This is a genomic window from Sphingobacterium faecium (genome assembly GCF_003054045.1).
Lineage (GTDB): Bacteria > Bacteroidota > Bacteroidia > Sphingobacteriales > Sphingobacteriaceae > Sphingobacterium > Sphingobacterium faecium.
This window is the reverse complement of sequence record NZ_QBKH01000005.1, coordinates 49,183-68,605: the sequence shown is the minus strand read 5'-3', so window position 1 is coordinate 68,605 and position 19,423 is coordinate 49,183. Positions and strand designations below refer to the sequence as shown.

Sequence of the window (19,423 nt, the reverse complement as noted above, 5' to 3'; positions counted from 1 at the left end):
CATATAAAAATAGCGGCTTAGGCCGCTATTTTTATATTTCTTGCTTATGGGCAATTTCTAGATTAATAATAACATCTCGAATTTTCCCTTCTACAAAAGATAGATTGCCGATCACAAAGACTCCTTTATTTAAACTATTCTTTTCTGCAATACCATAGACCGTATTTTCATCATCAGGATTTGAATCTCCTTCATAACGGTATACGTAGTCAATCTTATAATTGGATGGATTAGCAATTAAAGGTTCTAACTCTATGTTATAATCAATCACATATCCAGCCTCTTTCAATTTTTCTAAAGCAACAGTAGCAGAATCATATTTATTCCTATTATCCATAATCGTATATTTTGATCTTTACTAAAATAACAATTGGAACAGCAAAGTGTTTTTTATCGTTCGCTTATTTTTTGGTGAACATACCAACGATATCATCAATGGCACTACCATCTTTATTTTTGTCAAAAAAATCAGTGATCTTATCGGTCAATCCTCCACCTGATGAAACTGTTGCTCCTTCTGCTTTTTCATCCCCTCCAAATATATTTCCTATTATACTCCCTATTCCACCTCCAGCGTTAGAATTTCCACCTAAAAACCCACCTAATAGATCTCCTAACGGATTACTGGTACCACTTTGTGCATGATTTGCCTTTTCTTTACCTAAGTACCCCATCACAATCGGTGCCAAAGTAGCCAATACTCCTGTGATCTGCGCAGAGCTAAATCCACTTTTCGTAGCCAGATTTGAGCTTACATATTCGGCTTTACTGCCAAAGATGTGCTGTACGATCTTATTGCCATCTTCTGTAGGTCCCTGTTCGATTACTTCATCGACATGATCTAAGATTGCTCCATCATGTTTGGTGTCCAACGCTTCGGCAAAACCATTTACATGATTGGCATCTCCTTTACTTTGGTTATATTTAATTGCCCCCGCAATTAGAGGAACTGCTATTGCTAAGATCCAAGTTGCTTTAGTGGAGTCAATACCTAACTTTTTGGACAATCCTGCGGCCATTTGATTTCCTAGGCCACCTGTTATTAAATCTGTCATTCCCATAATTTTATATTTTAATATGAATCAATGAAAGTTGACAATAATTAAGCCAAGCATCAGGGTATACGAAGCTCGAACGCCACAAAAAAAGAGGTTCGTAAACCTCTTTTCTATTTTTATATGTTAAACATTATTTTTTATAATATTTTAATGCCTCTGGAAGCATTTTTTGAATGTCACTGATACGTCTAGCATCACTCGGGTGAGTACTTAAAAACTCTGGAGTCCCTTTAGATCCACCAGATGCCATACGCTCCCAAAATTTCACTGCTTCACTTGGATTATAACCCGCCATGGCCATGATGACCAGCCCCATGTGATCGGCTTCCGATTCATTTCCACGCGAGTACTTCAGCGAAGTTAATTGACCGCCAATACCATAGGCACTATTCACAATACCAGCGTAACTTGTTCCTGAAGTTGCGACTCCAATTACATTACCAAGTGCTTGTGTAGCATACTGTCTTGACATCTGCTCCATCGAATGGCGCGCGATGGCGTGTGCGATCTCATGCCCCATTACTGTAGCAAGACCCGTCTCGTTCTGTGTAACTGGGAGAATACCAGTATAAATAGCTACTTTCCCACCTGGCATACACCAAGCGTTGATCTCATCACTCTGCACCAAGTTAAATTCCCAACTGAAATTAAACTGATCAGCTATTCCCTGTTGTGTGAGATACTGATTAACCGCAATAGCCAGTTTGTTTCCAACTTTCTTAACTAATGTTGCTTGACTAGTACCTGTAATTACTTTTGTATTTGAGGAATTTAAAAATTGCTTATAAGAAGAGGCTGCTTGCTCTTGAATCTGACTGTCGCTGACCAGACTTAATTGTTTACGCCCTGTGATAGGAACAGTAGAGCATGAAGCTAAAGTAGCTCCTATTAAGAGTATACTTGTATATTTAAAGACCTTTTTCATATGTTAATTGTTAGACATTGCATTATGAAGTAACCAACGCAATTCCTATGCCTAAATATTCTTTTTCTTTTTAAAAAGATAAACTTTAGATTCGTGCCCTTTTAGCAAACGCTCGATGTTCTTTTGATGGGTTATTAAAATCAATGCGCAAATCGCTATACCATAGAGTAGAACTGAGGGAATAGAAGTTTTAAACAAAAATGCTATACTAAATGGGAATGTAAAACCAGCCATAATCGAACTCAATGAAACATAATGAGTGGTTAATAAAATAATAATAAATATACTCACACAAAGTAACGCTGCTGGCGCATGGATAGCGAGTATCATACCAAATAAAGTAGCGACCCCTTTTCCTCCTCTAAATCCAGCAAAGACTGGGAACAAATGACCTAAAACGGCGATTACTCCCAATGCCAGTTGATAATTGACAAATTGCACATTACTGGTGCTCTGACCAGCTTCTATTAAATAAGCTAAATTCGTAGATGTAAACCCCTTAAAAATATCAACAAACATCACTACAGCACCTGCTTTGGGTCCTAAAACACGAAAAGTATTAGTCGCTCCAGCATTTCCACTACCGTATTCTCTTACGTCAACACCATAAAATGCCTGTCCATACCATACCGCAGTAGGGATTGATCCAAATAAATAAGCTAGTAATACTGCACTTACTAAATAAATAGAAATCATTAATTATTGTTATATCCTAAATTAATTTGGCTTTTAAACTTAAATCCAAACTTTTGACAGAATGTGTCAAAGCCCCAGCTGAAATATAATCTACTCCTGCTGCTGCATATGCTTGAAGCGTTTCTTCTGTAATTCCACCAGATGCCTCAGTGACAAATCTTTCGGCAATGATATCCACTGCTTTTTTAACATCTGCAGGGCTAAAATTATCCAACATGATGCGATCAACATGCCCAAAGGTAATAACTTCAGCTAGCTCATCAAAATTTCTAACCTCAATTTCAATTTCAATAGGCTTATTTAACGTTGCTCTATATACGTTAGCGCTTACTAAAGCCTGTGTCACGCTTCCGCTATAATCTACATGGTTATCTTTAATCAAGATCATATCGTAAAGACCAAAACGGTGATTAGTCCCCCCTCCGATTTTAACTGCTTCTTTTTCTAACAAACGAAGTAAGGGAGTTGTTTTACGAGTATCTAATATTTTCGTTTTTGTACCAGCTAACAACTTAGCATAACGGTGTGTAGTGGTTGCTATCCCGCTCATACGTTGCATAACATTTAAGATTAAACGTTCTGCAATTAGGATACTATGAATTTTTCCTTTCAAGAATAAGGCGATATCACCTACTTTTACAGCACTTCCGTCCTGAATAAGGACTTCATGGGTAAGTGTTGGGTCAATTTGATTAATGATTTCTAAAGCAACTTCTACGCCTGCTAAAATACCATCTTCCTTTACTATTAATTTGGCCTCTCCAACTTTATCCTTTGGAATAGTAGAAAGTGTTGTATGATCTCCATCTCCAACATCTTCTAGTATTGCATCGTGAACAAATTTTTTAATATATTCTCTTTTTTCCATCATGAATTGTCACTAATAATGTAGCGAAGATGGAAATTTAAATTTTATTCAAGAAAATAATTTGGAAATATTATTTAGAAGCCTGTTTTTCAACTCTAAATTCTTCGATTGTCTGCCCACTTTTAGATAAACTGATTTTAATAAAAACTCGAAATAAATTTTTATTACTGGAAAGCTGGTAGACATAGTAACTGTAATTGGTTTTATTTGTTATTTTCTGTAGTAATTTTACTGCACTTGGTTTATTTTTAGATAAAAAACCTTGTAAGAGCATTTCTGCTTGATATTTTGAATACAAACCATCTTCATTCAAAATCGATAGTGTTATATTTGAACCGAAGAATCGAGCTATATTTTTAGCATTTCCAGTTCTGAGTTCAACCAAAAGAGTATCATTCAAATCCGCCATGTTAGGCGTAATCATAAATGATTGATTAAAGAAAATAAAGGTATTCCCTCTGGTATTATTAGAAAATACGTACACGGTCATGCACATAAAAATACTAATAAAAGATATAATTCTTTTCATTAATGTAGATAATTAAACTCGATGTAGTCCAAGAACTTACTAAAATAGTTATTGCATGCAGACTAAACTGTTGTGATTTGGTAGAAGAGTTACATAAACAATGCCAAATCTACAGAAATTTACATTGAAAAAACATTAATTTTTTAATACCTCGCGGATAGCCTTGACTTATCACTTGATTTAAATTATATTTGCTTATATCATTATGGAAAAAAAAGTAGCACTATTAATCCTAGACGGATTAGGATACGGAAAAGAAGATCAATCTGACGCTGCCTTTGCAGCTGATACTCCCTATCTCGATTATTTAAAAGCAAATTATCCAAATTCAAAACTAGAAGCTTCAGGTGAAGCTGTTGGTTTGCCTGAAGGTCAGATGGGTAACTCAGAAGTTGGACATATGAATTTAGGCGCAGGCCGTGTTGTCTATCAGGAGTTAGGTCGAATTCATAAAGCCGTTCGAGATGGTGTATTCAATACCGATACAACCATTCAAGATGCTTTCAAATATGCATTAAACAATAGCAAAAAAGTTCATTTTATAGGATTACTCTCTGATGGTGGCGTGCATGCACATACGAGTCATTTACGTGGTCTATGTGACGCAGCTAAACATGCTGGACTAACTTCAGACCAGGTGTTTATACATGCTTTTCTAGATGGTCGTGATACTGATCCAAATTCAGGTCTGACTTATATAAAAGCATTGCAAGATTTCTTACCGCAATCTGTAGGTACATTAGCATCTGCAATTGGACGCTATTATGCCATGGACCGTGATAATCGTTGGGAACGGGTTAAGTTAGCTTACGATTTAATGGTACATGGTACGGGTACAGCAACCAAAGATATTTTGGAGTCTATACAACATTCATATGATCAAGAAGTGACAGATGAGTTTGTTCAACCTCTTGTCATCACAAATGCGGCAGACCAACCTATTGCTACCATTCAAGATGGTGATGTCGTGATATGCTATAACTTCAGAACAGATCGTGGACGTGAGATCACAGTTGCGTTGACACAGAAAGCATTTCCTGATTATAACTTAAAGCCACTTGATCTTTACTATGTGACCATGACTGCTTATGATGACACATTTATAAATGTAAAGGTCATTTTTAACAAGGATAATTTAATCAATACCCTTGGTGAGGTGTTAGCTGCAAATCATAAAACACAGGTACGTATTGCTGAGACGGAGAAATATCCGCATGTTACATTCTTCTTTTCAGGAGGTCGTGAACAAGAATTTGAGGGTGAGCGTCGTTTATTGGTGCCTTCGCCAAAGGTAGCTACATATGATTTGCAACCAGAAATGTCCGCTCAAGGTATTACTGACGCTATCGTAAAAGACATCGAAGATGCGCAACCTGATTTTATTTGTTTGAATTTTGCTAATCCAGATATGGTGGGGCATACAGGCGTTTTTGATGCTGTTGTTAAAGCGGTAGAAACCATTGACCGTTGTACCAAACAAGTGGTGGAAAAAGGATTACAATACGGTTATTCTTTTATCATTATTGCAGATCACGGTAATTCAGAATTTATGGTCAATGCTGATGGCTCAGTCAATACCGCACATACAACGAACTTGGTTCCATGTATTTTGATTGATCCAGATTATAAAAAAGTAAAGGATGGAAAATTAGGTGATATAGCACCAACTATATTGAAATTATTAAAAGTGGAGATCCCTTTACAAATGGATGGTCAAGTATTGGTAGAAGACTAATATGAAAAATAAACATATCAACAGCACACTCTTTTTACTTATAGGGAGTGTGTTGTTATTTTGGTCCTGCAATAACGAAAAATCAGTACAACAGACAAAAGGATCAACGCTTTCTTTGGATTCATTTTTTAATGCAGAAATTGAAAAGTTAACGAAGTTGAACCCAACTGTCGAAAAGACAGTTGCGAAAGATTTGGATAGTGAAACTAAGTCTTTAAAGATTACTAACTGGCATACTGAATTAAGTGGATTTATTGCGGCTGATATTACTAAAGATGCAGATCCGAATCTCTATGATTTTAAAGAAGTAGATTGCAAAACAATATACAAAGCTAAGGATGACCGTTTAGCAATTCAGTATTTAGCTGTGGAGCATGATTTAAATGGAAAAATCCAACAGGTTATTATTGAACGAAAGGTAGATAATAGTTTGTATTCGAGTAATGAAAAACTTACTTATGATGTTGATTCTAGTTATCAAATTGAAAAGGATCAGGATATTCTCATTTTGGGGAGAAGTCAATATAAGATTAGAGGTAAGTTAAAATCAAATTAATTATAGAATCTTCACTCCTATTTGAGAATAGACTTTAAATAAAAAAGCACTTTATGTTTTTAATCATAAAGTGCTTTTTACTGTTTTGAAAATACTATTTCAAGTTGTCACGGTAGATTTTAGCTTTTTTAAGCTCCGTTTGGATATCTTTACGAGAAGCATCAAAAGTCAATACTTTTTCGTAATCTTTTACTGCATTATTGTAGGCATCAGTTGCCACAGCTTTATTGTAATTTGCAACTCCCGCTGTTCCTACCAAAATTCCATAATCACGGTATGCTAATGCTCTGTTTTGATATAATTTCACATCATTCGCATTTAAAGCAATTGCCTTGGAGTAATCTTCGATTGCAACTTTCAATAAAGATTCGCGTGCCGAACTGTTCAATTTAGTTGACGTTTGGGTCGCTAAATTATTATTAGCTTTTCCTTTAAAATAGTAACCATTTGCATTTTTACTGTCCAAAGCAACAACTTTTCCAAAAGATTCAGCTGCTTTTTTGAAGTCACCATTCTGAAACTGCGAGTAACCCAACATATATAATACATCAGGATCTTTACTTTCTGCAGGTAATGACTTTTCTAAGTAGACAGCAGCATTTTTAAAATCACCATCTAACAGTGCTTTTTGCCCTAAACGAACATTTGGATTGGAGTGTTCCTCTTGTTTAGCTGTCTGTGCATACGATGAAACAGACATCAAAGCAAATGCACCAGTAAATAAGCCTAATTTAACTGATTTAAGATTCATATTTAAATAATTACGTTTCATTTTAAAGTATTTAATTCATATTCAAGCGCTTAGTTTATTTTGTGAAAACCTTTTTTACTACGCTCCCACTTACAACGCTATTCCTGCATCAATATTACAATTATTATGCCTATTTACACAATATTTAAATTAAATAATCTGACAAAATTTAGGCTATAGACTGCCTTTTTTGCTTAATGCACTGCAATATTGAATCATTCGTTTTCAAATAATAGGTTGGCATCTTACTTGCAATACCCTAGTTTGACAAATTTAAAATAACTTTTATCGGTTTTACGACATGTTGTCATAAACTGACATAAAATAAAAATATACCTTAACATAATATGAGCAAATTCGAAACATTTGATTTCAATCAGGCGATTCCCATTATATCTGAAGATACCGAATTCTTTCCATTATTAAGCCAACAAGATGAAGATGACATGCGGAATGCCGAAATTCCAGAGTCGTTATCCATTTTGTCTCTTCGCAATACCGTTTTATTTCCTGGTGTTGTTATTCCGATTACTGTGGGACGTGACAAATCCATCAAATTAGTTAAAGATGCTTATCAAGGAGATAAAACAATAGGAGTCGTTGCCCAGAAAGATATGTCTATGGAAGACCCAACTATTGATGAACTCTATCAAGTCGGTACCGTCGCACACATCATCAAGGTGTTGCAAATGCCCGACGGAAATACAACGGTAATCTTACAGGGTAAACAACGTTTCAAATTAATTGAAGCCGTTCAAACAGAACCATATCTTAAAGCAAACGTAGAAAAATATAAGGAAGAAAAACCTAAAGCGACTAAGGAGTTTAAAGCCCTCATTGCCACTTTAAAGGAAATGGCTCTTCAAATTATTCAATTATCACCTAACTTGCCAAGTGAGGCTGGTATTGCTATAAAAAATATTGAAAGCCCTACTTTCTTAATTAATTTTATCTCTTCAAATATCAATGTTGACTTGATTCAAAAGCAACAATTGTTGGAGCTACTAAATGCAGACGACAAAGCACGTCTTTTGTTAGAATTGTTGACTTCTGAAATTCAGATTTTGGAATTGAAAAATCAAATCCAAAATAAAGTAAGAATTGATCTGGACAAACAACAACGTGACTATTTCTTAAATCAACAATTAAAAACAATTCAGGAAGAATTGGGTGGTAATACTCCTGATTTGGAAATTATTGAATTGAAGAAAAGAGCATCAAAGAAAAAGTGGAATGATGTGGTGGCCAAACATTTTGAAAAAGAGATCGAAAAGTTGGCTCGTATCAATCCTGCTGCAGCTGATTATTCCGTTCAGATCAATTATTTGGAATTATTGCTTGACCTTCCTTGGAATGAGTTCACAAAAGATAATTTTGACCTGACTAGAGCACAAAAAGTATTGGACAAAGACCATTACGGATTGGATAAAGTTAAACAACGTATTATTGAGTATTTGGCAGTATTGAAATTAAAGAACAATATGAAAGCCCCAATTTTATGTTTGGTAGGCCCTCCCGGAGTTGGTAAAACATCTTTAGGTAAATCTATAGCAAAAGCATTGGGACGTAAATATACCAGAATGGCACTTGGTGGTGTACGCGATGAGGCAGAAATCAGAGGTCACCGAAAGACCTATATTGGTGCAATGCCTGGTCGTATTATCCAATCTTTGAAAAAAGCTGGAGCTGCCAACCCTGTTTTTGTACTAGATGAAATTGATAAGATGAGCGCAGACTTTAAAGGTGATCCATCTTCAGCTCTTTTAGAAGTATTAGATCCAGAACAAAATACGAGTTTCTATGATCATTATGTAGAGATGGAATATGATTTATCTAAAGTGATGTTTATCGCTACGGCAAACTCGTTAAATAACATCCAACCGGCATTACTTGATCGTATGGAGATTATTGAAGTCAATGGCTATACGATTGAAGAAAAAATTGAGATTGCTAAGAAGCACCTTATTCCAAAACAACGTGAGGCACATGGTCTAACGGCAAAAAATGTATCGTTGAAACCTAAAATTATTGAAAAAATAATTGAAGAGTATACTCGTGAATCCGGTGTTCGTGGTTTAGAGAAAAAAATAGGTTCAACAGTTCGCGGTATAGCAACACGTATTGTTATGGAAAAAGAATATAATGTCAATATCAATGAAAAGGATCTTGTAGATATTCTAGGAGCTCCTATTTTTGATAAAGATAGTTATGAAAACAATGAGGTGGCTGGTGTGGTGACCGGATTAGCTTGGACTTCGGTTGGTGGTGATATTTTATTTATTGAGTCAAGCTTGAGTCCGGGAAAAGGGAAAATGAGTTTAACAGGTAATTTAGGTGATGTCATGAAGGAATCGGCTTCCATTGCGATGGCATATTTACGGTCTCATGCCGAAGAATTTAATATCGATTATCGGGTATTTGATAATTGGGATGTACATATTCACGTGCCAGCAGGAGCTACTCCAAAAGATGGACCTTCTGCAGGTGTTACGATGTTGACTGCCTTAACCTCCCTATTTACACAGCGCAAGGTTAAAGAAAATCTAGCCATGACGGGAGAGATTACTTTACGAGGAAAGGTACTTCCTGTAGGTGGTATTAAAGAAAAAATATTGGCAGCTAAGCGTGCAAATATCAAAGAGATTATTTTATGTAAATCAAATCAGAAGGATATTGAAGAGATTAAAGAAAGTTACATCAAAGACATGAAGTTTCACTATGTGACAGAAATGGCAGATGTTATCGCTCTGGGATTATTAGACAAAAAAGTAAAGCATGCAAAAGATTTGACTAAAGGTTTGGAGACCAAAAAATAATCCAATCCATTTATAAAATAAAAGCCGCTATAAATTAATCTTTATAGCGGCTTTTACATGTAGACACATGCACAACTCTGACTAGACGTTGACATACTTGAAATAATTAAATAAAAGTTGGGAAAGGTCTATAAACACAAAATGCTTTCTGTTTAGGAAAAGCAAGTGTCTAATTTGTGATTTTAAAAGCGTTGATAATTATTTCTCAAGCTTGTCGTTTTCTTTTTTCAATGCTACGGGACGATCTTCTTTAATCTCCGTTTCCATAAATCCCCAGTTAGTCATGTAGTACATGTATGGGTTTTGTTCAATTTTTGATTTTCTCATTCTTTCTCTTTTTATCATATATATATTGTTTTGATTGTTTAATATTGATCAAATATCGAGCCAAACTACAATTGACACGGGTTGTTCATGTTTCAAAGTTTTCACGGACATCTAGTATCCTGCTATATCTCAATGGTATAAATCACAAAATATTTATTACACCAACCTATTAGCATTGCTGCTTAAGTTTAATTTTGATCATTTTAATGAGCAAAAGTTTAATTGATGACTGTCTTTAATATAAAAATAATGATACAAAAGACAAAAAGCTAACCTACCTAATAATGGATAGATTAGCAATTAAAATCATTGAATAATTGTCGCAAGTCAAAATCATTGCTTGACACTCGCCCCAACAATTTCTTCTACTGTCGGAACACCAATTTTTTTCCAAATGGGCTCTCCATCCTTGTAAAGGATTAATGTAGGGATAGAAGTGATTTTAAAATCTTTTATGATGTCAGGATTTGCATCTATTTCTATTAAAACGGTCTTAATGTTATGATTTGATCTGCTGTTGAGCGAATCCAATACTGGTATTACTTTTTTACACGGTGGACAATAATTGGAACCAAAGTCAACCAAAACATACTCCTGTGATTTCAATGTTGTTTTAAAATCATCCAATACGATCCTATTTTTATTTTGAACTGATACCTCCACTGGATACCCTGCTCCTATCCACGCTGAAATACCAGGTGCTAAAACATAGATCGTTTCAAATCCACGCTCGGCGAGCAAATTGGCAACCTGAGTAGACCGTCCTGTTTGTATAGAATAGAGGAAGACTGGTTCACTTTTAATTAATCTATCCAATTGTCGACCATAATCTTCAACTGCAGGATCAATCTGGATAGCCTGTGGTAAATGTGCTTGATCAAATTCTTCTTCCGATCTTGCATCTAAAATTTGTGGTTTAAGCTGTTCGTTTAATTTTTCATGAAACACTGCTGCTTTTGTTCGAAAATCTTTTTGTTCCATCCCATCCTTTTTTAATACGGATGATTGATTTTGACCTTTGCTGTCAATAGCTATGATGGCCAATAAAATGATGACGAATATGATCTGTTTTTTCATTTGTTTGATTACTTTTAATGTCCAATAATGTTCTTCCTATACGTAATCTCTATTTTTTAGAAATACATACTTCGCTAGAAACGAAATGCAGGTGCTGCTATTTCTTGCACCTTACTTTTTCTAAATTCTTTCATAGATTCAGGTTCCCGTTCTTCAAGTTGGGCGAAATCAACTACACCATTATTTTTAGCCCAGTTAAAATAAGCTTGAGATAGTTGGGATACCACATCATGATTTTGGTTTGCGACATCTTTTATTTCGGTAGGATCTGTTTCTAGATTGTAAAGTTCCCACTTATATGAAGGCCAAGTTGAGACGAGTTTCCATTTACCAATACGCGCTGCTCGATTACCGGCACGCTCCCAGAAAAGTCCTTCGGGTCTGTCAATTTGATTTTTATCCTCAAAAATAACCGGCAAAAGATTTTTCCCTTTCAAGTCATTGGGTTTAATTCCCTTATATATTTTTGGATATTTTGCTCCTGCTAGTGCATAGAATGTTGGCGCTAAATCAATAATATGTCCTTCCCCATTTTTAATAGTATGAGCAGATATTCTATTCGGAAACCAAGCAATAAACGGTGTGTTAATACCGCCTTCATAGGTATAATCTTTAAAGGCTTTGTAAGGTGTATTAGAAGCATATGACCAGTTTTTACTTTGAGATTCATACGACCCTGTAGTACCCACTGGGCCCGTATTTATTCTTGCTCCATGATGCCATTTGACTAAATCTTCAGCTGGCGCACCATTGTCTGATAGAAATACAATTAAGGTATTATCCAATTGTCCATTATCTTTCAATTTCTGAATCAGCTGACCGATGCTCTGATCTAACCGATCTACCATAGCAGCATATATTTCCATTTTCTTTGCCCACAATTGACGCTGATCAAATGATAGTCGATCCCAATCATAAATATCTTCGTCACGTACTGATAACTTAACATCCGGGCGTATTAATCCTAACTCCTTTTGACGTTTAAATCTTTCTTGGCGAATCGCCTCCCAACCTTTATCATATTTTCCTTTATATTTTGCGATATCTTGAGGTAGCGCGACAAGTGGCCAGTGTGGAGCAGTATGTGCCAAATAAAGAAAAAAAGGTTTCTTATCACCTTTTATTTGATCCAAAAATGATAGGGCATGCTGATTGATCACATTGGTAGCATCATGTTCAGGCAATGGGTATCCCTGTGCATCAGTTTTCCCTTTAAATCCTGGAGCCCCTGAATCAGAGCTCTTTTCTTCCTTTGGAAAGACGAAATCAAAACCACGTTGCCAGGGAAGGCTGTTGCCTTTTCCAGATACATGCCATTTACCCGAGGTGATCGTATGATAACCGTTCTCTTTTAACACTTCGGCAATGGTTAATGATTCTTGATTGATGTAGCCTTGATATGCGGGTAATCCAAGATCATTAGAAAAATAGCCTACACCAGCTTTATGTTGATACTGACCTGTCAATAAGGAAGCACGTGTAGGAGCACATATCGAATTGTTGTAAAATTCGCGTAACCGCAATCCTTCTGAAGCAAGCCGATCCAAATTAGGGGTTTCAATTTCACCTCCGTAAGCACCAAGATCCGAATAACCGAGGTCATCCGCCAAAATCAATACAATATTAGGTTTCTTTTGCTGCGCCATACCAAGAGCCGTTAGACCCATCGATAAATATAATATGGAAAATATTTTTTTCATGTTGATGTATATTTTAAATGTTAACGAAATGAAGATTGTATCTTGATGCGATCATAGTTCACAACGTCATTGTCCTTTGCCCATTCCTTGTACAATTCTTCTAGCTGTGCTACCACTTGGGGATATTGTGCTGCTAGATTATGATTCTCTGCTCGATCCGTGTCGATGTCATATAACTCAGCTTTATTACCATTTCGATAGATTGAAACCAATTTCCACTTTCCGTAGCGAACAGCTCGGTTACCGGCACGCTCCCAAAATAAAGCCTGAGGACGATCTAATTGTTTTTGATCCGTACTTAACAACGTCCTAAGGCTGACACCCGGAAGTGTATGAGTTACGACACCATAATTGCTGTTTGGATATTTAGCCTGCGCATAATCATATAACGTTGGAGCAATATCAATGAGATGTCCAGTTCCTTTTTTAATCGTGTTGGCCTTTACTTCCTTTGGATACCAGACGATAAAAGGAGCACCGATGCCTCCTTCATATGGATTGTCCTTATAACTTCTTAATGGTGAATTACCAGTTTGGGACCAATTGCTGTTTTGCACATCATAAGAGCCTGCAGAGCCCACTGGGCCTGCATTTCTGGTGGTGTAAATTCGGGCACGATCACCCCCTTGTGCACCGTTGTCAGACATAAATATAATAATCGTATTATCATCCACTTTCAGCTCTTTTAGTGTTTGACGGATTTTACCAATACTTTGATCCACCCGATCAATCATCCCGGCAAATACCTGTTGTCTGCGTTGCCAATACTGTTGTTCGTCATAGGTTAACTTTTTCCATTTTTGAATCAACGTGTCTTGAGCAGTTATTGCTTGATTCGAAGGAAAAACACCTTGTTCTATAGCACTTTCATAGCGTTTGATACGTAAGCTGTCCCAACCAACGTTATAAGTTCTTTGATACTTTTGAATTTCTTCTTCTGGTGCCTGTAGTGGCCAGTGTGGTGCATTAAATGCTAAGTATAAAAAGAAAGGCTTTTTCTCTTGATGCTGTTCTTTCAAAAATCCAATAGCCTGATCGGTAATTTCATCTGTCAGATAGCGGTCTTTAGGTAAATAGAAGGGTTTATTATTCTTATACAATGGGACTGTTGCTTGCGTAGAATCATTGATCTCATAAAAATTAGAAGCACCACCTACAAAGTTGAACGACCGTTCAAATCCACGTTGTGCCGGCCACTGGTCATAATCGTCTCCAACGTGCCATTTACCAGATATCATAGTTGAATAACCTGCTTTTTTCAGTACCTCTGCCAAAGTTGGAGATTCTTTATTTAAGAAACCTTGATAGGCAGGAAGACCTAAATTTACATTGAAATAACCTAGTCCTGCTCGATGGGCATATTGACCAGTAAGTAAAGAAGCTCTTGTAGGAGCACAGATGGAGTTATTATAAAATTCTTGAAAACGAGTCCCTTGAGATGCCAGTTCTTTTAGATTTGGAGTATGAATTTCAGACGCACCGTATGGCTCAATATCTGAAAAACCGAGATCATCAACCAAGATCAAGATTACATTTGGACGCTTATCCTGTGTCCAGCCTGCTATGCTGCAAAAAGTGAATATGAGCGTCAATAAATAATTGTTTTTTATCATGATAGGGATTTTTAATAACTGTGAATTGATTTAATTATTAATCCAATCTGGATGTTGCTTAAGATTTGGGTTTAAATTCAGTTCGCGTTGTGGCGTGGGAAAGTGCAGATGTCTTGGGGCCGCATTCGTTTTACCTGCCGCTTTTAGTTTTGCAACATAATAGGTAGCTCCCCTACGTACAAGATCAAACCATCTTTGATACTCAAAGGTTAACTCCTTCCGTCTCTCTTCAAATACTGCTTCCCTGAAATCATTTTTGTTTAAATCTTTTCCAATATCACCGATTGCAGCCCGTGCTCTGACTTTGTTGATAGAAGCTTGAGCTAATGAAGTTGGTCCATTGAGCTCATTTTCAGCCTCGGCTAATATCAACAACACTTCAGCATAACGAATAATGGGTAAATTTTTAGAGGATTGACTTTGATTGCCCACGACACTCTCATCATAATATTTATTGAATTGTGGTTTTGCCAGTGCATAGTATTTACCATCCACCGGAGAAATCATTCCGGTTGTAAAGGTTGTTTTTAAACGTTTATCCTGTATAGCAAAAGTACCGTATAAGCCGCCCTCTGCATGCCAAGCATCAGCATAATCACCATTGATACCCGGGATATCAGCAGGCGCTGATCTGCTGGCAAGTGAATTTCCCTGATAACCGCTATTCCCTTTGAACTGTGCAGAGAATATATGTTCAATACCATTTTTCTTATCTATATGGAATACATCAGTAAATTCAGGAAACAGATCATATCCCTCTTTATCAATAACATCCTGTGCTTTTAACTTCGCATTTGACCAGTCTTGTTGCGTCAAATATACTTTTGCCAATATACTTTTAGCAGCACCCGATGAGGCTCTTCCTTTATCATTGTCACCATATGATTTATAATTTGGTAGATTTTCTGCATCTTTAAGATCAGCAATAATTTGACTATAGACCTCGTTTTCAGATGCCTTTGCCACGTATAGATCTTCTGGGCTAAGTGATGTTACTGGTTTGAGAACCAAAGGAACTGGTCCAAACCAACGAACTAAATTAAAATAATGCAATGCCCTTAAAAATTTAGCTTCATTGATTAGACGCTGGCGGATCGTTTCATTGATCTTTTCAGGTGCAATCAGGCCGATGTATTCTATATTTTGATTTGAAGCGTTAATAGCATCATAACTCTGTTTCCACAATTGTTCCATACGGTCATTTGAAGCATCATGTGTCAAGTTGCTGATAGCCCTTACATGAGCATTACGTGCTCTTGGTCCAGCCTCATAGTCATCTGTCGCCATCTCTACCCCTATTTGAAAAAGACTGTTATAAATGGACTGCCCACTTTCATATAATTTTCGGTATGTTCCATTTACAGCAGAAATTGCCTGATTTTCATTGAGGTAAAATTGTTCTGAAACCAATAGGCTTTCAGGTTTTTCATCTAATTTTGAGCAGGATACGAACCCGAATAATAACGTACCCGCAAATAATAAATATGTAATTTTCATGAATATCTCCTGTTTAAAATGTTAAAGAAAGACCTACAGTTAGTGATCGTGAAGCTGGATAAACACCCGAATCCGTTCCAATTTGAATATTGCTGCCAGATGTTACTTCTGGGTCAAACCCCTTGTACTTACTCCAAGTCAACAAATTTTGTCCTGATAGGTAGACATTCAAATTGGAGATTCCAGCAGCAGTCAATAGTTGTTTAGGAATGGTATAGCCTAATTGAAGGGATTTTAATCTCACAAAGGAGCCATTTTCAACAAATTGATTGGAAAAAATTGGAGCAGGGTCCAACTTCGCTCTAGGATAACTTTGACTTGGGTTAGTTTCTGTCCATCTATCTAAGGCATCTGTTGAAGCATTTTGTTGACCCGTAAACATTTCTAAGTTTTGACGGTTGATATTGAGCAGCTCATTACCAATTGTTCCTTGGAGCAAAAAAGTAAGATCAAATCCACTATAAGACAACGTATTTGTAAGCCCAAAAATAAAATCTGGCTGTGCATTCCCGATGCTGGTACGATCATTTGCTGTAGTAAATTTACCATCACCGTCAATATCTTTATAAAGACGATCTCCGGCTTTTGGTACAGCATTTCCTGTAAATACACCTTTAATGGATTCCTCTCCTTTTTGTAGAATTCCATCGGTTTTCGTACCGTAAAAAGTACCGAGAGGTTCGCCTACTTTAATAATGTAATTTCCAGAAATATAAGACTGCGCTCCCGTACCTATGGTCAACACTTTATTCCGATTAAATGAAAAGTTTAAATCTGTATTCCATACAAAATGTCCATTTAAATTTTTGGTTTTCAAGCCCAATTCAAATCCTTTATTAGAAACTGAACCAAAATTCTGCAAAGAAGAAGCATAACCTGAGGTCCAAGGAATTTCTACATTGAGCAATAAATCAGTTGTTTTTTTATAGTAGTAATCTAATGTAAATTGTAACCTACTGTTAAATAAGGCTATGTCAAAACCACCATCATATTGATAAGTAGTTTCCCATCCTAGATTTTTATTTGCAATACGATGTGAAGCAAAACCAGTTACTATTTTATTGCCAAAAAGATAGTTCAGGTTGTATAATGTTGACAGAGATTGGTACTGACCGATCTCCTGATTGCCGGTAGTTCCAAAACTAGTTCGGATCTTTAAATCATTGACTGCAGGGAATGCTTCTTTAAAGAAGCTTTCATTACTTACTCTCCAAGACAAAGCTAGAGAGGGAAAATTACCCCATTTATTATCTGACCCAAATCTCGAACTACCATCACGACGGATACTAGCTGATAGGTAGTATTTATTTGCATAATTATAATTAACACGAGCCAAATAAGAATGCAGTACCCAGGAATACGCATCAGAGTTAGGGCGTACAAGGGTTGCCCCACTTTGTAAGCTATTGTACAAAAGATCATCAGTCACAAAATTTTCAGCACCTGCATTGAAAATCTCATTTTTTGCTTCTTGCTGCGTAAATCCAATTAAAGCATTTACATGGTGTTTCTGAAAAGAAGTCGTGTAATTTAGCGTATTTTCATTCAGCCAAGAATAGGTATCCAGATTCCCTAAATTTGCTTTTCCATTATTGCCAGAACCTTCATATATATAAGAAGGCAGGTAAAACTTATCTTTTCTATTGTTTAGATCCACACCAAGCAGCACTTTTGCCTGTAGCCCTTTTATAATATCATATTGGGCAAAGGAAGTTCCTGAAATGCGTAATGCATTTGAAGTATTGGTAGTTTCTTGTAATGTGGCAATTGGATTTGCAAAAATATTTTCAAATGGATTTCTTAGTGTGTAAGCCCCATCGGCATCATATATCGTTGCTGTAGGGGGCATTATAAGTAATGCATTGACAATTCCAGATGGTGCGATTTGCGATGTCGTCCTATTTATGGAGAAGTTGGCTCCGACGTTTAAGCGTTTAAAGGGATTCGCATTGATATTAGAACGGAACCCTAAACGTTTGAAATCAGTATTTTTAATTATGCCTTCCTGATCAAAATAATTGGCTCCGATAAAGTACTGTATTTGTTCTGCTCCACCAGATACGGATAATTGATGATTGGTTATTTTTCCAGTTTGAAAAGCTTCTTCTTGCCAGTTTGTTCCCGCTCCCAATTGGTCGATTTTATCCTGAGTTAGATATTGAAATTTTCCCAGATTAGGATAAGCGTCATATAATGCCTCATTGCGCATGATGGCAAAATTTGGAGCGTTCAATACCGCTATTTTTTTTAATACTTGCTGCTTACCAATGCTACCATCATAATTCAATTGCACACGACCAGCTTTACCTTTTTTTGTAGTGACTAATATAACACCATTCGCACCACGAGAGCCATAGATTGCAGTTGCAGCGGCATCTTTTAATACTTCAATGCTTTCAACATCACTCGGATTGATACTTGCCAAGGGATTCACTGGTGTTCCACTTCCTACTCCAGTGCTTTCGGTTTGATTATATATCGGAAATCCGTCAATAACATATAAGGGTTCATTTCCGCCTTGAATAGATGCCCCTCCACGAATACGAATACTAACACCACCGCCTGGTTGTCCTGAGGTCTGCGTGACCTGCACTCCAGATATACCTCCTTTCAAAGTTTGGTCCAAGGAGGATACATTTTGTTTCAGTAAAGATTCGTTTAGGGATGCGACAGAGCCCGTAAGATCTCGACGTTTCTGTGTACCATAACCAACGACGACGACCTCATCAATATTTTCCGTAGTAGGGCTTAATTCGATTACTACAGGAGAAGTGTTGACAACAATTCTTTTCTTTTCATATCCAACAAAAGATATAATAAGAGTAAAAGGAAGTTTTTGACCAGTTACAAATTGAAATCGACCATGACCATCAGTTTTAACACTATGCGTCACCGCTTCCAATTGTACGGTCACTCCCGCGATGGGCTCTTTGTTGGAAGCATCTATAATTGTGCCTATTAAGGAGGCATTGATGATCGGTTTGGGATCTTCTTGAGCATAAAGCTTGTTTACGCTATATAAAAAGAAGAAAATATACAGAGAATACCGAAGTACTCCTAATTTTTTCATAGTTTTACAATGTTTTGTAGTGAATACTTACAAGTGCCAACGCCAATTGAAAACTTGTTGTTCATGATATGCAAACTTGGGGAAGTGTCAAAACTTCCCCTATTTTTTTAATAAGACTTTTTGAAATTAGATACACATTCGCATCCGAAAGGAAAGACAATAAAGAGAAACGTAATCCGTCAAGAAGACAGCTTTTTTTAATGGG

The 19,423-nt window shown here is 36.5% G+C and carries 16 protein-coding genes; 3 read left to right on the top strand and 13 right to left on the bottom strand.

What is annotated here, in order from left to right; translation table 11 throughout:
• Positions 1-31: 31 nt before the first annotated feature.
• The 6 genes from C8N37_RS14375 to C8N37_RS14350 form a co-directional block, all read right to left on the bottom strand.
• Positions 32-337, bottom strand: coding sequence for a hypothetical protein (locus C8N37_RS14375; RefSeq protein ID WP_045753069.1), 306 nt, complete (start codon positions 335-337; stop codon positions 32-34).
• 64 nt (positions 338-401) lie between these two features.
• A complete protein-coding gene (locus tag C8N37_RS14370; RefSeq protein WP_244914434.1) occupies positions 402-1,055 on the bottom strand; it encodes a DUF937 domain-containing protein in 654 nt (217 codons plus the stop codon).
• A 133-nt stretch (positions 1,056-1,188) separates the two neighbouring features.
• Positions 1,189-1,983, bottom strand: coding sequence for a M48 family metallopeptidase (locus C8N37_RS14365; RefSeq protein WP_108159541.1), 795 nt, complete (start codon positions 1,981-1,983; stop codon positions 1,189-1,191).
• Between the two features lie 51 nt (positions 1,984-2,034).
• Positions 2,035-2,679 (bottom strand): glycerol-3-phosphate 1-O-acyltransferase PlsY, encoded by a 645-nt coding sequence (plsY, locus tag C8N37_RS14360; RefSeq protein WP_108159540.1) that lies wholly within the window; start codon positions 2,677-2,679, stop codon positions 2,035-2,037.
• Positions 2,680-2,695: 16 nt separating this feature from the next.
• Positions 2,696-3,550, bottom strand: a complete 855-nt coding sequence (gene nadC, locus C8N37_RS14355) for a carboxylating nicotinate-nucleotide diphosphorylase (RefSeq protein ID WP_170114532.1) — start codon at positions 3,548-3,550, stop codon at positions 2,696-2,698.
• A gap of 67 nt (positions 3,551-3,617) precedes the next feature.
• Positions 3,618-3,971 (bottom strand): DUF4783 domain-containing protein, encoded by a 354-nt coding sequence (locus tag C8N37_RS14350; protein WP_170114531.1) that lies wholly within the window; start codon positions 3,969-3,971, stop codon positions 3,618-3,620.
• Between the two features lie 307 nt (positions 3,972-4,278).
• Between C8N37_RS14350 and gpmI the strand changes: the two genes are divergently transcribed.
• Both gpmI and C8N37_RS14340 read left to right on the top strand, forming a co-directional pair.
• Positions 4,279-5,811, top strand: a complete 1,533-nt coding sequence (gene gpmI, locus C8N37_RS14345; RefSeq protein WP_146171077.1) for a 2,3-bisphosphoglycerate-independent phosphoglycerate mutase — start codon at positions 4,279-4,281, stop codon at positions 5,809-5,811.
• A 1-nt stretch (position 5,812) separates the two neighbouring features.
• Positions 5,813-6,367: a hypothetical protein gene (locus tag C8N37_RS14340; RefSeq protein ID WP_108159537.1), complete on the top strand. Its 555-nt coding sequence runs from the start codon at positions 5,813-5,815 to the stop codon at positions 6,365-6,367.
• 94 nt (positions 6,368-6,461) lie between these two features.
• Here C8N37_RS14340 and C8N37_RS14335 read toward each other — a convergent pair whose 3' ends face one another.
• Positions 6,462-7,139 carry a tetratricopeptide repeat protein gene (locus C8N37_RS14335; RefSeq protein ID WP_108159536.1) on the bottom strand — a complete coding sequence of 226 codons (678 nt, stop codon included), beginning with the start codon at positions 7,137-7,139 and terminating at the stop codon, positions 6,462-6,464.
• Positions 7,140-7,465: 326 nt separating this feature from the next.
• Between C8N37_RS14335 and lon the strand changes: the two genes are divergently transcribed.
• Positions 7,466-9,934 (top strand): endopeptidase La, encoded by a 2,469-nt coding sequence (gene lon, locus C8N37_RS14330; protein ID WP_108159535.1) that lies wholly within the window; start codon positions 7,466-7,468, stop codon positions 9,932-9,934.
• 198 nt (positions 9,935-10,132) lie between these two features.
• Here the strand turns inward: lon and C8N37_RS22820 are convergent, their stop codons facing one another.
• The 6 genes from C8N37_RS22820 to C8N37_RS14305 form a co-directional block, all read right to left on the bottom strand.
• Positions 10,133-10,279 carry a hypothetical protein gene (locus tag C8N37_RS22820; RefSeq protein ID WP_170114530.1) on the bottom strand — a complete coding sequence of 49 codons (147 nt, stop codon included), beginning with the start codon at positions 10,277-10,279 and terminating at the stop codon, positions 10,133-10,135.
• Positions 10,280-10,594: 315 nt separating this feature from the next.
• Positions 10,595-11,338, bottom strand: a complete 744-nt coding sequence (locus C8N37_RS14325; RefSeq protein WP_108159534.1) for a thioredoxin domain-containing protein — start codon at positions 11,336-11,338, stop codon at positions 10,595-10,597.
• A 74-nt stretch (positions 11,339-11,412) separates the two neighbouring features.
• The gene (locus tag C8N37_RS14320; protein WP_108159533.1) at positions 11,413-13,038 is read right to left on the bottom strand and encodes an arylsulfatase; all 1,626 of its coding nucleotides are present in this window, start codon (positions 13,036-13,038) and stop codon (positions 11,413-11,415) included.
• 20 nt (positions 13,039-13,058) lie between these two features.
• On the bottom strand, positions 13,059-14,651 hold the full coding sequence (locus C8N37_RS14315; RefSeq protein WP_211322266.1) for an arylsulfatase: 1,593 nt from the start codon (positions 14,649-14,651) through the stop codon (positions 13,059-13,061).
• A gap of 30 nt (positions 14,652-14,681) precedes the next feature.
• Positions 14,682-16,148: a RagB/SusD family nutrient uptake outer membrane protein gene (locus C8N37_RS14310; RefSeq protein WP_108159531.1), complete on the bottom strand. Its 1,467-nt coding sequence runs from the start codon at positions 16,146-16,148 to the stop codon at positions 14,682-14,684.
• A 13-nt stretch (positions 16,149-16,161) separates the two neighbouring features.
• On the bottom strand, positions 16,162-19,218 hold the full coding sequence (locus C8N37_RS14305; RefSeq protein WP_108159530.1) for a SusC/RagA family TonB-linked outer membrane protein: 3,057 nt from the start codon (positions 19,216-19,218) through the stop codon (positions 16,162-16,164).
• Positions 19,219-19,423 lie beyond the last annotated feature (205 nt).

Excerpts from the sequence above, each read along its gene's own strand:
- C8N37_RS14375 (WP_045753069.1), bottom strand. The coding sequence starts at position 337 with ATGGATAATAGGAATAAATATGATTCTGCTACTGTTGCTTTAGAAAAA.
- C8N37_RS14370 (WP_244914434.1), bottom strand. The coding sequence starts at position 1,055 with ATGACAGATTTAATAACAGGTGGCCTAGGAAATCAAATGGCCGCAGGA.
- C8N37_RS14365 (WP_108159541.1), bottom strand. The coding sequence starts at position 1,983 with ATGAAAAAGGTCTTTAAATATACAAGTATACTCTTAATAGGAGCTACT.
- plsY (WP_108159540.1), bottom strand. The coding sequence starts at position 2,679 with ATGATTTCTATTTATTTAGTAAGTGCAGTATTACTAGCTTATTTATTT.
- nadC (WP_170114532.1), bottom strand. The coding sequence starts at position 3,550 with ATGATGGAAAAAAGAGAATATATTAAAAAATTTGTTCACGATGCAATA.
- C8N37_RS14350 (WP_170114531.1), bottom strand. The coding sequence starts at position 3,971 with ATGATTACGCCTAACATGGCGGATTTGAATGATACTCTTTTGGTTGAA.
- C8N37_RS14340 (WP_108159537.1), top strand. The coding sequence starts at position 5,813 with ATGAAAAATAAACATATCAACAGCACACTCTTTTTACTTATAGGGAGT.
- C8N37_RS14335 (WP_108159536.1), bottom strand. The coding sequence starts at position 7,139 with ATGAAACGTAATTATTTAAATATGAATCTTAAATCAGTTAAATTAGGC.
- lon (WP_108159535.1), top strand. The coding sequence starts at position 7,466 with ATGAGCAAATTCGAAACATTTGATTTCAATCAGGCGATTCCCATTATA.
- C8N37_RS22820 (WP_170114530.1), bottom strand. The coding sequence starts at position 10,279 with ATGATAAAAAGAGAAAGAATGAGAAAATCAAAAATTGAACAAAACCCA.
- C8N37_RS14325 (WP_108159534.1), bottom strand. The coding sequence starts at position 11,338 with ATGAAAAAACAGATCATATTCGTCATCATTTTATTGGCCATCATAGCT.
- C8N37_RS14320 (WP_108159533.1), bottom strand. The coding sequence starts at position 13,038 with ATGAAAAAAATATTTTCCATATTATATTTATCGATGGGTCTAACGGCT.
- C8N37_RS14315 (WP_211322266.1), bottom strand. The coding sequence starts at position 14,651 with ATGATAAAAAACAATTATTTATTGACGCTCATATTCACTTTTTGCAGC.
- C8N37_RS14310 (WP_108159531.1), bottom strand. The coding sequence starts at position 16,148 with ATGAAAATTACATATTTATTATTTGCGGGTACGTTATTATTCGGGTTC.
- C8N37_RS14305 (WP_108159530.1), bottom strand. The coding sequence starts at position 19,218 with ATGAAAAAATTAGGAGTACTTCGGTATTCTCTGTATATTTTCTTCTTT.